Source organism: Pseudomonas sp. GXZC (genome assembly GCF_026967615.1).
Lineage (GTDB): Bacteria > Pseudomonadota > Gammaproteobacteria > Pseudomonadales > Pseudomonadaceae > Aquipseudomonas > Aquipseudomonas azotoformans_A.
Genome location: NZ_CP114115.1, coordinates 4,782,054 through 4,794,920 on the forward strand (window position 1 = coordinate 4,782,054; position 12,867 = coordinate 4,794,920).

General features: G+C 57.5%; 16 protein-coding genes and 1 tRNA gene. 2 read left to right on the plus strand and 15 right to left on the minus strand.

Going from position 1 to position 12,867, the window contains the following annotated elements:
- Positions 1 to 3: 3 nt before the first annotated feature.
- The 3 genes from OZ428_RS22380 to OZ428_RS22390 all read right to left on the minus strand — a co-directional run bounded on the left by OZ428_RS22380 (position 4) and on the right by OZ428_RS22390 (position 2,098).
- Entirely contained in the window at positions 4 to 954 is a 951-nt protein-coding gene (locus OZ428_RS22380) for a DUF979 domain-containing protein (RefSeq protein WP_269131336.1), read from the minus strand.
- Complete coding sequence (locus OZ428_RS22385) at positions 951 to 1,667, minus strand: DUF969 domain-containing protein (protein ID WP_061449066.1); 717 nt, start codon at positions 1,665 to 1,667, stop codon at positions 951 to 953. Before OZ428_RS22385 ends, OZ428_RS22380 begins: the two co-directional genes overlap by 4 nt.
- Positions 1,668 to 1,969: 302 nt before the next feature.
- Positions 1,970 to 2,098: transfer RNA gene (locus OZ428_RS22390), tRNA-Ser, on the minus strand.
- A 131-nt stretch (positions 2,099 to 2,229) separates the two neighbouring features.
- On the opposite strand from OZ428_RS22390, the gene OZ428_RS22395 reads away from it, so the two are divergent.
- Together OZ428_RS22395 and OZ428_RS22400 are read left to right on the plus strand one after the other, a co-directional pair.
- Complete coding sequence (locus tag OZ428_RS22395) at positions 2,230 to 2,640, plus strand: hypothetical protein (protein WP_269131337.1); 411 nt, start codon at positions 2,230 to 2,232, stop codon at positions 2,638 to 2,640.
- 159 nt (positions 2,641 to 2,799) lie between these two features.
- On the plus strand, positions 2,800 to 3,015 hold the full coding sequence (locus OZ428_RS22400; RefSeq protein WP_269131338.1) for a hypothetical protein: 216 nt from the start codon (positions 2,800 to 2,802) through the stop codon (positions 3,013 to 3,015).
- Positions 3,016 to 3,129: 114 nt separating this feature from the next.
- Here OZ428_RS22400 and OZ428_RS22405 read toward each other — a convergent pair whose 3' ends face one another.
- The 12 genes from OZ428_RS22405 to OZ428_RS22460 all read right to left on the minus strand — a co-directional run bounded on the left by OZ428_RS22405 (position 3,130) and on the right by OZ428_RS22460 (position 12,863).
- Positions 3,130 to 3,663, minus strand: coding sequence for a glycoside hydrolase family 19 protein (locus tag OZ428_RS22405; RefSeq protein WP_269131339.1), 534 nt, complete (start codon positions 3,661 to 3,663; stop codon positions 3,130 to 3,132).
- A 57-nt stretch (positions 3,664 to 3,720) separates the two neighbouring features.
- A complete protein-coding gene (locus OZ428_RS22410) occupies positions 3,721 to 4,110 on the minus strand; it encodes a tail fiber assembly protein (RefSeq protein WP_269131340.1) in 390 nt (129 codons plus the stop codon).
- Positions 4,111 to 4,112: 2 nt separating this feature from the next.
- Positions 4,113 to 5,378 (minus strand): hypothetical protein, encoded by a 1,266-nt coding sequence (locus OZ428_RS22415; RefSeq protein ID WP_269131341.1) that lies wholly within the window; start codon positions 5,376 to 5,378, stop codon positions 4,113 to 4,115.
- A 3-nt stretch (positions 5,379 to 5,381) separates the two neighbouring features.
- Positions 5,382 to 5,972, minus strand: coding sequence for a YmfQ family protein (locus OZ428_RS22420; RefSeq protein WP_269131342.1), 591 nt, complete (start codon positions 5,970 to 5,972; stop codon positions 5,382 to 5,384).
- Positions 5,973 to 5,981: 9 nt separating this feature from the next.
- On the minus strand, positions 5,982 to 7,019 hold the full coding sequence (locus OZ428_RS22425) for a baseplate J/gp47 family protein (protein WP_269131343.1): 1,038 nt from the start codon (positions 7,017 to 7,019) through the stop codon (positions 5,982 to 5,984).
- A gap of 20 nt (positions 7,020 to 7,039) precedes the next feature.
- The gene (locus OZ428_RS22430; RefSeq protein ID WP_269131344.1) at positions 7,040 to 7,507 is read right to left on the minus strand and encodes a phage GP46 family protein; all 468 of its coding nucleotides are present in this window, start codon (positions 7,505 to 7,507) and stop codon (positions 7,040 to 7,042) included.
- Positions 7,507 to 8,040 carry a phage baseplate assembly protein V gene (locus OZ428_RS22435; protein WP_269131345.1) on the minus strand — a complete coding sequence of 178 codons (534 nt, stop codon included), beginning with the start codon at positions 8,038 to 8,040 and terminating at the stop codon, positions 7,507 to 7,509. The genes OZ428_RS22430 and OZ428_RS22435 overlap by 1 nt, the downstream gene beginning before the upstream one ends.
- Positions 8,033 to 9,151: a phage baseplate assembly protein gene (locus OZ428_RS22440; protein ID WP_269131346.1), complete on the minus strand. Its 1,119-nt coding sequence runs from the start codon at positions 9,149 to 9,151 to the stop codon at positions 8,033 to 8,035. Before OZ428_RS22440 ends, OZ428_RS22435 begins: the two co-directional genes overlap by 8 nt.
- Entirely contained in the window at positions 9,144 to 10,394 is a 1,251-nt protein-coding gene (locus tag OZ428_RS22445; RefSeq protein ID WP_269131347.1) for a DNA circularization protein, read from the minus strand. Before OZ428_RS22445 ends, OZ428_RS22440 begins: the two co-directional genes overlap by 8 nt.
- Before the next feature lie 12 nt (positions 10,395 to 10,406).
- Entirely contained in the window at positions 10,407 to 12,092 is a 1,686-nt protein-coding gene (locus OZ428_RS22450; RefSeq protein WP_269131348.1) for a hypothetical protein, read from the minus strand.
- A 100-nt stretch (positions 12,093 to 12,192) separates the two neighbouring features.
- Positions 12,193 to 12,495, minus strand: a complete 303-nt coding sequence (locus tag OZ428_RS22455) for a hypothetical protein (protein WP_025858882.1) — start codon at positions 12,493 to 12,495, stop codon at positions 12,193 to 12,195.
- Positions 12,495 to 12,863 (minus strand): phage tail tube protein, encoded by a 369-nt coding sequence (locus OZ428_RS22460; RefSeq protein ID WP_033901755.1) that lies wholly within the window; start codon positions 12,861 to 12,863, stop codon positions 12,495 to 12,497. Before OZ428_RS22460 ends, OZ428_RS22455 begins: the two co-directional genes overlap by 1 nt.
- Positions 12,864 to 12,867 lie beyond the last annotated feature (4 nt).

Consider the following 12,867-nt stretch of genomic DNA (forward strand, 5'->3'; position numbering starts at 1 on the left):
GCCTCACATCAACAAATACAGCAGCACAATATTGACCACCAACATCATCAACGCCGTGGGCAGTTGCGCCTTGATCACCGCGTTCTTGTCCGGCAGCTCCAGCAACGCAGCAGGCACGATATTGAAGTTGGCGGCCATCGGCGTCATCAATGTGCCGCAGTAGCCGGAGAACATGCCAATCGCCGCCATCACCGCTGGATTCCCGCCGTAGATACCCACCAGCACCGGCACGCCGACACCTCCCGTCATCACTGGGAATGCCGCAAAACCATTACCCATGATCACCGTAAACAAAGCCATGCCCAATACATAGACCATCACTGCCACCAACTTGAAATCGAGGTTGATGTAGGTGGTGGTGACATGCGCAACAGCCGTACCGACCCCGGCCTCATTAAACAGCAAGCCGAGCATCGCCAGCATTTGCGGAAGAACCATCGCCCAGCCAAGGGCTTCAGTGAGACGGCGGGATTCGCGCAAGGCTTGCACCGGCGTATCACGGGTGAGCCAGCAGGCCAGGCCAAGTGCGATCAAGCAGCCGATACCGAGGGAAACGAAGGTGGTGTTTTTCGGATCCAGCAGTGGCACGCCGCCAATCTCGGTGTGCTTGAGCAGCACCGAGCCAATGACCGTGGTCAGTGGGATGGCGAGCGCAGGAATGAACAGCTTGTGGCCCAGGCGACCGGCACTGGCGCGAGAGGCCTTGTCATGCAGCTCGACATGCTTGCCACGGCCGACTCCGCCCATGCCGGCAATCAATGCCATTACCACGACGCCAGCGCCGATGGCCACCGACGGCAGGCGTTCGCCGATCAGGAACGGAATAGCGAACAACAGCCAGAACAACGCACTGGACCAACGCTTGGGATGGCTCCGGTCCATCAGAACCATGCCCGCAGTGATCAGCAGCAGAACCCCCGCGAGCCAGTACAGGTATTGAATGGAAATGATCATTGCGCGGCCTCCACTGGCGTAGCGGCAGGCGTCATCTCACGGGTAAGCCTTCGATCAAACCGGTGCAGACGGATCGCATGAATAACAAAGGCACAGATCGCCGTAGGAATGCCCCACACCGCAATATGCAGCGGCTCCACATCAATTCCCGAGCCGAGCAGGAAAGTGTGCATCAATGCGATTGCGCCAAAGGCGACGAAAATGTCTTCACCAAAAAACAGTCCGACGTTGTCCGTCGCGGCGCACATGGCCAACACCTTGTGACGTAATTTGTCCGGCAGCTTGCCGTAGCGTTTTTCCGCCGCGCCTTCGGCCATCGGTGCGAGCAGCGGACGCACCATCTGTGGGTGCCCACCCAGGCTGGTCAACCCCATGGCGGCGGTGGATTCGCGTACAAACAGATAGATGATCAACAACCGCCCGACCGTGGCGCGCTCGAACCGTGCAATCCAGTTTTGCGCATGCAGGCGCAGCCCATGACGCTCCAGCAGGCCGATAACGGCAAGGGGCAACAACAGAATTAATTGCAAGGCACGGGTTTGAAGGAAGCCATCGCCCATGGTGGCGAGGATTTTTTCCAGCGGAAAGTGGGCTGCAAGCCCGGTGGCGATAGCGGCGGCGGTGACCACCAACAGTGGGTTGAAGCGCAAGACAAAGCCAACCACGATCACAAGTACGCCGATCAACGGCCATAAGTTCACAACAGTTTGCATGGCGTGAGGTCCTTAAGTGCGCGCTGCGGCGCCATTACAGCAGGATGTGAACAAAGGGTTCACAGCAAGAAGTGGCGTGCAGTCGGCTCGGTTTTTTATTGTTGACCCGAAAGGTCGAGCGTCAGTGGCGGCAACTTTGCTGCCTGGGGGAGGGAGGTGTCCAACAAGAAAAATTGTTGCTGCGAACCAATAATTTTTGTGGGTGGCGAGAGTTTTGCAAAAATTTTGCAAATCGCAGACAACAAAAAAGGGCTCACCTTTCGGTGAGCCCTTCTAGACCGCCCAGCAGAGCGGATTTTGTTTGGTAGGCGCGATTGGACTCGAACCAACGACCCCCACCATGTCAAGGTGGCCACGAAAGGCGCGCAGGCTATTGATATATAAAGGAAAATATAGCTATTTAGCGGCCGCTAAAATAAGAAATACGCCCTATAAGAATCAATAACTTAGCGTTGGATATTCCTACAGTATTTCCCCTTCCCGGCGTCCTGCCGACGAACACCACTCCCAAATCTGATGCCACTCAACTACTGTACGCACATACAGCACATGAGGCACCGATATGAACGTTGACATGGACACCGATGACTGGCTTGGCTGCCCAGCGCCCCTGGAAATGTACCAGCACCAGTGCGCCCTTCTGGAAGACGAGCTCGTCCAGACAGAGGCGATGCTGCGAAAGGCACGGGCCAATATCGCTGGCCTGGTGCAGATGAATGACCTGCTCGCGACCGGCAAGGCTTCAGCGGAAGCGGCGCTGAAGGAAGCCCTTGAGCTTTCGCCAGCCAAGAGCAACGACGCTCCCGATAATTTGAGCTTTCGACCCATCGACCTGATTACCCAGCAGCGGGACCACCTGTTCAGGGAGAATCAGCAGCTGCTGATGGAGTTGAAGTCTATCAAGGAGCCTTTAGACGAATTCTCCAGCACCTGCATACAACGACCACATACGACTGGTCAGCAGGAAGTTTGACCAGTCTACGCCGCGATGATCAGGTTCGGCGACAGACGTTAAATACGATGCGTTTGATGACCTCCATTCGCAGCTGCATTAAACTTGCAGAATTAAGCAGCTCGACTCATAACGGAATGCTATTTCCCTGGGGAAATACACCTCGCTAAAGGACTTCAAATGAAACCTTCTTACCTGCTGTCAGCTGCAATCTTGGTGGCTGCTGCGTCCACTGCTGCATACATCTCGCATAATGAAACAAAGGCCTGGGATGAATTTTCCGCAGCACATCACTGCAAATCATCCGGAGAGGTGGACAACCGACAGTTCTCCGAACTGTTCGCGCCGAAGAAAGTGGCCTGGACCTGTGATGATGGTGAGACTTACTTGAGATAGTATTGGGCCTCGTCACTTCCAAATGCCCCAACCGCGACACATACGCCTCCTGCGCCCTACCGAACGAACAAATAGCCTATATAGACTCGTCAGTGACTTCCGAGGGCCCGCTTTTCAACCAAGCACCTTCAGCGCCTTGTCATACAGCGCCTGGCGGTCAGCCTGCCCGTTGAGGCCGCCATTAATCCGGCGGGTGATCTTAACGAAATCGCCCTGGTCCGCCAGCGTGTTCAACCCGCGAGTGGACCAGAACCAGGCTGCCGACATCGTGGCGTACTGCGGCTGCTCCAGCAGTTCCGGCGTGCTGATCAGGTCCAGCCCCAGCGCTTCCCCGCACGTCGCATAGTTCGCCCGACCGGTGATCTGGATCAGCCCACGCCCCCGGTATTTGGAGCCATCCCCCTTCACGGTGTTGCCCAGATCGGCACGCCCCTCATACCCGGCCTGCGCCGCGGTGGGCCCCCAGATTTCACGCACATAACGCAACTGGCCGGACTCATGGCCGATCTGGGCGATGAACGCAGCGATGCGCAAACGGTTAACGATCCCGTATTTGCCCATGGCAACATTCAACACGGGAACAAAAACGACGGCTTGGCGGCCGGCGTTCGGGAGTATTTGCAGCAGCTGCTGCTCGGTGAACGGCATGCTTTTCTCCAGGCAAAATAAAACCCGCTCAGGGCGGGTGACTTTTCACGCAATCTATTAAGAGGGCTCAGTCGGCCAACCTATCGTTTGTGGATAGTCAGGCTGGCCTGGCACACGATTCAAATCTACCGAGTACTGCTTCCACTTCTTGAGCAGTGCAGCTTCCTCCGGTGTTGCATCGCCTAGATCGGCGGCGTACTGAAGTGGCGCAATTCGAATGGCGGCAATTCCAAGCAACCGGTCTCGCTCTTTTTCTGCTAACCCCAAAGCCTGTTCTAAACTTGGTTTAGGGTCTGGCGGCACACCAGCTGAAAACGGCCGGAAACAATGCGTCTCGTAGTCTGGGTAAGTTTTACTTGGGTCTTCGGGGTCAGGCTCCGAACCATTTACATAAAACCAGCCCAGCCCTGTTCCATCTTTTCCAACTGCGTATCCGTCTTTACTCATAACTATTCACTCCAACCAATGACGAACAGGCGTGGCGCTGTACCGCTCGCCGCGTAATAGATGTTGGCACTCTCCAGTTTCATGGAAAACGTTTGTGCAACTGCGAACCTGGTGGATTCACCGACAGCACCTGCAAATGGAGTTCCTGTACTGGTGGTTTGATTCAATCCGCCATATGAGCTATTCGGCGCAATGATACCGAACCCTGCGTTATATACGGCCAAGTCGCCTTTAATAACTTTTGCAACTGGACTTACATATGGAGCAATACCTACGTTCACCCATGTTGGTGGGTCGTTCGGATTTCCCATAGCGCCAGCGGCCATAACTATCATTGCCGGAACGTTCGACGAGACAGCAACCTTCCACTGGTAGTCCCAATCATCCTGCGTGTAGCTCAACGGAAACTTATTCGCGGTGCTGCTATCCGTGCGGAATGAGCCGCGATACGCCCACATATCAAACCCTGATGCGGGTGCGGTCGGAGAGGTGAATGAGGTATCCCCCGTTACGCGTGAAACCCCCGTAGTAGAGTTGTACCAAATATAAACGGCGTACCACGTGTTTATAGCTATAGTTACGCCAGGAGCCATTCCGTTAACAGTTGCTGACGCGCTTACCGCTGTATTCAGCGTCAGGTTTAAGTTGTCGAGAACGACCGAATTACCGGAAGCATCAGCAACGATAACTTGCTGAACTGTGCACACGATGTTTGCGGAAATACCGCTTGCCACAGCCTTCCAGTTTGTTGCAGCACCGCGCAGCCCTTGCTTTGATTTAGTTGGGAGCGGGTCAAGAACAATGAAATCTGTACCGTCATAAACAATGTCGGATACTTGAGCCAGCCCAGTGACTGCACCTACCTTTGCGCCGGTTGAGTCATACTGTTTTAGATTCTTGGCACCTTTACCCGATACGTTGATGGTTGGGTTCAGGGCCCCGGGCGCGTGAAACGTCACGTTGAATCGCTGGCCAACCGCATATACCGAAATTGCTGGCGATGGGGCAAGGGTGTAGGCCGACGCGGTACCGGCTGTAGTCACAGCGCTGCCCAGCTGACCTTGAGCTATCTTGGCGATCGCCAGTGCCAACTGATTTTGCGTGCCTTTAACCGGCTCCACGCCTGCCGCCGTGAGTACGCCAATTATTTCCTCTTGAACAGCGTTTAGCCAATCGTCAGTAACAACCGTGGCCTGAATGCCGCCGACGGGATCCCCCTCGGTGAATTTACCGTCGACCGTGGCGCCAGGCCCGTCAATTCTGTGCATGCGTCAATCTCCGTATGCGAAGAGCGCGATCGTGTGCGCTGGCTTCAATTGATTTATTTTGCATTCGAGCGTGTCGTTGCCCCACGTGCGCAGCCTCTCGCCGGCCGCAGACAACCCGGCCCTGAAAGAAATGACTGATGTCTCTGGGGCGCGGACAAGCCAGGTGAATATCCAATCACCGTTGGTGAGCGCATCACCGGCACGGGAAAGGCCGGCGCGGAATGGCCGGTACTTTTCAATCGTCACGGTGTAGCCAAGCACCCCCAATAAATCGATGAAGTAATCGGCCGACTGGCCGCCAGTGCTGGAGAGCTTGGCCAGCAGAGCGTTCTTGCGGCCTTGCAGCGTTTGCTCGAGAGAGCCCGAGCACTTATCGGGAAGGCCCGCAACCCGCTCCCAGTCGCTCAGCATTTCGTTTGTCGTTGAGGGGATGGCTTCGAGCGGGAGTGCGTCCCCGCGCTCATCCACCCTGGCCAGCTCGATAGACATGCCGTCAAGTAAATCGTGGAGTTTCGTCCCGGCTTCTAGAGGAAACGCTTGTCCGGGTGGCAGCAGCGTTTTCAGCTGCTCCAGGTAGTCGGCAGCTGTCGGCATTACGCCTCCTTATAGGCTGGAGAAGATTATGGTGCCGGGCACTGCCATGTGACCGGTGGCGTGCATCACGTCGGTCGTCGGCGACGTTATTTCGTTATTCGACTCACCGGCGGCTATTGATACAGCCTCACGCAGGCGACTGATCAAAGTCGGACTGCCAGGCTTGGAATCACGAACGATCAAGTCGGCCACCTCGGCCCGCACTGCAGCCTGGACAGCAGCAGTGTTCGGCGAAAGCTTCACAGCCATATTCAGAGGATCAGGAACCGGTGCCGCGACAAACACTTCAGCGGTCACGGGGCAGCGGGCATCAATGTAGGACTGAACCTCTGCGACCTTGGCTGCATCAGGAATGATGTCGGACTCACCGTCACAGACGAATAAGACCGTCACCGTCCCGGCGCCCATCTGCAGCGGATAAACCCACACCCGTGTGACGCCTGGCACCTCAAGAGCCCAGAGCTCATAATCTGAGGCCGCACCGCCGTGTGGCGGCTGCCGGATGCGCTTCAGAAGCCGACTGAGCAACTGGGCATCCGTCTCAACATCAAGACCGCCATCAATATCCGTGGCAGCAGAGCCGGTCGATTGAACGCCGGCTACAGGAGACAACAGAAACAATGGCGTTCCGGCCGGGGCATCGCCCGCGGAACCGGCCTCTACGGCGACAACAGTCGGCTGGAGCGTGATATCAGTGAAGACAGCATCAGCCAGGACGCGGTACTGCACGCCATCTTGCCGCTGGAGGATCGTTCCGGCCGGAAGCGTCGACCCGATTGCGCCGGCAAGCAGCGCGGCGCCGGTCGAAAAATCAGCGGCCTTGCGAAAGACTTTCCAGATTGCTGCCCAGCGCTCGAGGTATTCCTTCTCAGCAGTGTCGATGATCGCCTGCTTGGCCGCCCACTCAAGGAAGCCGTAGAGCATGTGTACTGCACCAGCCTCAGACCGGGCGAGGATCCCCAGCAACGAGCGGCGCAGCACTGCGCTTTGGACGCCGGTCACGCGCCCGCTGATGTCGGTGGTAACCCGGTCAATGAGCTCCGGCAAGCTTGGTCTAGCAAATGGCATCAGGCAGCCCTCTTGCCGGCCTGGGCCGACCATTCATAGTTGTATCGGTAGCGAACGGCTGGGCCGGTCGGGCGATAGATGTCGATAACGAGCAGCATCACGCCGCGCGAGTGATATGAAGCGGCTACCTCGATCGTCGCGGCCACCATGTCATCAATCATCCAGGCCAAGGCGTCACGGCAATACTGCTCGGCTCGGCTCAGCGTTTGGGGTAGTTCTTTCTCCCTGGCCAGTAGCCAGAGCAGCGAGCCCGTCTGGTCGGTCGCCGAGAGATTTGTGAGATCACCCCAGTAACCGCGCAAATCGTCCTGCTCATATTCGGGCGGGATCTGTTCAGCACTGGCGCGACGATCGGTGAATAGACTGATGATCACGGCAGTTTCAAGGCCGTCATCGCGTTCAAGGTCAAAACCAAACAGCACCAGGTCACCGCCGAACTCGGTCATTACCATTGCAGCGTCAGCCATTAAATGGGCGCTCCCGTGTTTGCGGATCCGACCAAGACCCCGTCATGTTGGTGAGTGCTGCCGATGTTCTTGCCGTTGTTTTTGACGGTGCCGGTGGAATCAATATTCCCCTGGATTTTTACGTTACCGACCATCTCAATCTCTCCGATCATCTTGATGGTCGGGGCCTCCACCTCTGCATGCTGAACGGCCGTGACCTTGACCATTTCGCGCAGCAGCTCAACTTTGTTGCCAAGGTCGTCGTACATCGCGACCTCGCCAGCCTTCAGGGTGATGCGATAGCGCCGGTCATCAACTGCGAGAACAATGCCCTGCTCGCGGTTGCCGCCAATGAAGGCAACCGCCACGTCGCCGCCTGTTGCGTGGCTGGTGAAGCCGTAGTTCTGCATGTGTTCGATATCGTCTCGCAGCTCGTCCTTGAGCAGCTCCACCTGCAACTGCTGCCGTCCGTTCGTGTCGGTGACCCGGCGCACAACACCACGGGCGAACATCATCATCACGCGGTTGCTGAGATCGCGAATTGGGTTACCCATCTTTTTTGTCCTCTTCCCCGATGGCTTCCGCCCAAATATTCCGACCGCCCCTTTTCCCTGTCTTGCCTTTCTTCGAATCAGGAGGCTCCGGCGAAAAGGCTTGCGGGCTGACGATGTCGAGCTTGGTAGTGGTACCGCCCTCCCCACGCTCGTAGGTGGCCTGCCGAATAATCATTTGCCCATCCATGCGTAACCATGGCGACCTGACCTGCACCAGCATTCCTGGCTCCCAGATTGGCCCGCCAGGGCTTTGCCGCCAGCCCTGGACGGTTATGGAAGCGGAAGCTGATTTACCCAGCCGGCTGTTGGCCTCCCAGGCAGCTCGCTCTTGGGCGCTGCCGTTCGATCCACCGGACTCAGCGACGATCAGCATTGGTCGATAACGCCTGATTCCGCTGTCGCTTGCCCCGCCCTCGACGTGCGCCTCAGTGCTTCCATTGCTGTTTGGGTTGTATCCGGCCTGACCTTTAACCAGGTAATTGCGGAAACGCTGGCTGTGATCGATGCTGCCGGTGGCACTGAGGATGTTTTCACCCTGAACCAGTCCGACGGCGGCCCGCTTGTTACCAGCCCGGGTGATCAGTAGGCCGCCGGCGCCATCCGTCGTCAGCAATAGGCGTCGCTGCTTGGCGTAACGCTCAATTGCTTCGAACGCTGTTTCGCCCTGCTGCAGCTTGCAGACCGTGAATGGAGTGCCCACCGGGACATCAGCCGAGACGCCGACGCCGAATGGCTGGGCCAATACCTGGGCGAAGCGCAGCAGGTCAATGTTCTTCCACTCGTCCGGCGTGTGCACCGCACTACAGTCGATCAGGTCCGATGTCCGGTCGCGCCCTTGGATATTGATGGTGTGGTCATTCGCACTGAACGAAGGCTTGAAGATGTCGACATAGCCAACCACCATCGTTATTCCGCCGAGACGGACCTCGCACTTATCGCCAGGGAGGATGGGCCAGGGCTCAACTTGAGCACCTCTGCCCTCTTGCCCTTCCCAGCGCTCCGTAAGGGTCACAGTGAACGCGCCAGAGGAAGCATCAACCGCGCGCGTAACTCCAACCTGGGTCCATCCCGCGTAATTCATGCCATTGACCAGCAGTTCAAGGTCATCCATTTGCAAGAACCTCAAGCTGTTGGCCGCCGATCAGGAAGCCTGGGCGGCGCGGGTCGTTACGTAACACGATATCCTCGGCCCTGCTGGCGTCACCGTAGAGTTGGTATGCAACAACGAGAGACGGAAGCGTCTGCCTGGGCGAGAATGTCGCAAGCCTGGGCAAGTCCTGTTCAGGGTCAGGAACGGCCTGAACCACGGCGGTCCTTAAATCGGTAACCGCGACATACACCAGGTCGTTACTTGTCGACTCGCTCTCTTCATCCAACCTGTCGGAAAGCTCAGTGCGCACCGCAATGGCCGCTTCGTAGCTATCGTATTTAGTCGGCTCGGAGGTTGTTTTCGTGCCGCCGTTGGAAACATCCTCGGTTACCTGCGTGACCACTGCGGCGACAGCCGCCTCAGAAATTGCAGCCTGACGAACGAGCGCGGAAACGGCGCTGGTATTCCTCATTACCTGCTGACGGCTCGGCGTAGCGGAAGAGGATGTATCGTCGGAGCTTGGGAAATACTGGCTGTAAAGACTCATCAGCATTCCAAAGGCGCTGCCGCCGAAGGCTGACCGGATGCTGCTGATAGCGTCAACGACCTGGCCAGCGAACTCGAGGGGCGCTTGGATAAGATTGAACGCATCAGAGCCAATGCCTTTGACCTTGTCGTAGTAGTCGGATACTGCCTGTATGTCGCTTGAAACGATGAACTCAGGCGAGCTCAAAAAATCGCTCAACCCTTTTATCTGCGTAGTGGCGGCCTCGGCTACGAACGATGGGTAACCCTTGGTGAGGAAGTCGGCAACGAAGTTTTCCTTGCTGGCCTCAGTGACCTCGCCCGCCTTTGCGCTGATCGCATTGACGCTGTCGACCTTGGCAGATGGGTAGGACGCCTCGCCCGCCTCGAGGAAAGTCATCGAGATCGCGCATTTACCCCCCTCGTCCGACGACTCACTAACGGTGAGCCCCCGACAGACTACCGTCAGTTCGCCCCGGTACGGGTGAACCAACACACCAGGGCCCGCTTGTTCGCAGACCTTTATCAGCTCTTCCCGGGCTACATCGTATTCCTTGCCCAGCAGGTAGCCGGTGATACCGAACTCCCGCGACTTACGGCCAAGGTCTTCTGTATATGGAATATCGCGCTGGGCCGCCTCGTGTACCGCCTGGCGCCGGCCGTGACTGCTGTCTGCCGTAGCCACAAAAAAGCCCACGCCGCGAAAGGTCGCGGCGCGGTAGTTGTCTCGCCAAGCCATAGGGAACTCCGGTTACGGGGCCATCATCGAGTAACCGATGTCGGTATCGAATGTCGCTCCCTGGCTGCCCTCGGTTTTCACCTTGGACCCTGCTGGAACGTTGTTCAGGTCTACCTGCACCCTCACTGCCTGCTCAGGCGGGGCCATCTGCTGAACAGCGTCCCGGCCGATCTGAGCAGCCCGCCGGCCAAGGTCGGTATCTGCACCACCAGTGGAGGCAGAGGGCGAACCACCCTCGGCACCGCCGCTCACCCCAGCACCATCAATGCCAAGCAACTTCTTAGCCCAGTCGGGCAATCCGTTCTTGATGGCGGCAACAGCCTCGGTGATCTTGCTGCCGAGGATTGCGCCCAGGTCCCAGCCTGTCAGGTACTTGATCAGGCCGTTGAAGCCTTCCATCATCAAAGTGATGGGGTTGTATTCCTTCCACAGCTTCCAGATGCCGTTGATTATTCCGTCACTGAAGGCCGCTTTGACGCCCGCCCATTTGTCCTCGAAGAACCCGACGATGTTGTCCCAGTTCTTGTAGATGACATAGGCCGCGGCGCCGATGGCCACGATGGCCGCCAGGAACCAGCCGACCGGCGTTAGAGTGATAGCCAACCCAAGCCCCTTCAGAGCCAGCGCCAGGTTCAGCACCGCCATCAGGAAGCCGCCGCCGATGTACAAGCCCAGCGCCGTAAATATCAGGTTGGCCGTGCCGAAGGTGTCGGAAAGCGAGCTGAATATCTCGATCACCGGCAGGACACCGTCGTACAGGTCACCAAGAAAGCCGGTGACTCGTTCGATGTTGCCAGGCAGGTTTTCGGCGAAAGCCGTTGCGAATGCTTCAATCTGGGGGCGGTACTTGACGATCGTCTCAATCAACCGCTTGCCCAGCATATTCAACTGCGGTACCAGGGAGCTTCCGATGCTATTGCTGACACCACCGAGTGCCGCATGGATCGTGTCAAGCGTATCTCCGAAATCCTCGCCTTCACGAACCGCGCTGTCAGAAATGACGACGCCGAGGCGGCGCGCCTCGTCTGACATTTCCTTCAGACCCGCACTACCACCGCGAATCAACGGCAGAAGCTCTGTAGCGCTTTTGCCGAAGATCTTCACCGCCGCCTGCGCTTGTAGGGACGGGTCTTTGATCTTCGAGATTCGATCAACGAAGGTGTCGAACAAAGCATCGGAGCTTTTCAGCTTGCCGGACGAATCCTTGATATTGATGCCCAGGCCTTTGAACATTTGCGAAAGCTCTTTCGAGCCCGCCGTTGCTGCGCCGATGTTGATTTGCATCTTCTGCAGCGCACCGCCCAGTGTTTCCGCTGACGATCCGCTTAGCTTCGCTGCGAAGCTGAGTTCCTGGAATCGCTCACGGCTGATGCCAGTGCGCTCGGCAGTGTCACCAATTGCGCCGGTCGCATCAGCGAAGCCCTGGAAAAACATGTTCAACGCAGCGCCTGTGATGCCCAGCGTGGCCCCCAGCCCCAGCAGCTTGCGCGTGCTCGAGGCAACCGCGCTACCCACGCCACCAATCGCACCGCCGACGTTCTTCAGGCTGTTAGCGAAGATCGGCAAGCCAGTTCGGTCAAGCGCACCGGCAATGCCTGCGCTCGCCGCTTTGACCTTCCCGAATATCCCGCGCAACGGCGCGGTGATCTTGTCCACGGCCGCGATGATGACGTTTAGGGAGTATCCTTTGTCTGCCATCCAACCCACTCCTCGGTGCGCTCAAGCCACCAATTCAGCTCGTCGAAATCCATTTCCATGACTTCCGACGGCTGAACACTCATAACTTTGACGACGACGGTTACGCCTCCTTCCCACCCCCGAGGTGCTTCAGCAAAAAATCCCGGGCCTCGCCGATGACGGCGGCTTGATCGTCCTCGCTCAGCTCGTCGAGCAACGCAGGGGGGTGGCCAACCATCTTGGCCCCGAGGTCAATCAGCGTGGCGAAGTCCATGTCCGCGCCGCCGTTGCCCTTGCCATCCGAAGTGATACGCAACGCATGGCCGCGCAGGTATTTAAGCTTGCGGGTCACGGTCAGCTCAGTGAACGTGTCCTTGCCGAACGTGATTTGCTCGGCGAGTTGAATCGTCTTTTCCTTGGCCATTACGAGATTTCCTCGGCAGATATGCCTTCGAAGCGGCAAGCGATGTTGCCTTCTTCGGTGTTGCCGGTGCCCTCGCCTGCGTACCAGGCCTCACTCAGGGTGATGACCTTGCCGTTGGCGAGCTCCAGCGTGATGGTTGCGTCATCGAGCGTGACCAGGTCTTCAAGACTCAGCTCGTTGCGATCGGTGATCTCACCCTCAATAAATGGAATCTGAGGGGTTTCCTTGTAGCCGTGGACAACGTCGGAGCCCACCACACCTTCGCGCTTGGGCTTGCCGAGGTTGTAAGTGAAAGCGCCCTTGGCGAAGTAGATGTCGCCGTTGACCTTCAAGGCGATGAGTCCGCCAATACGGTTTTTTCCTGCCATGTTC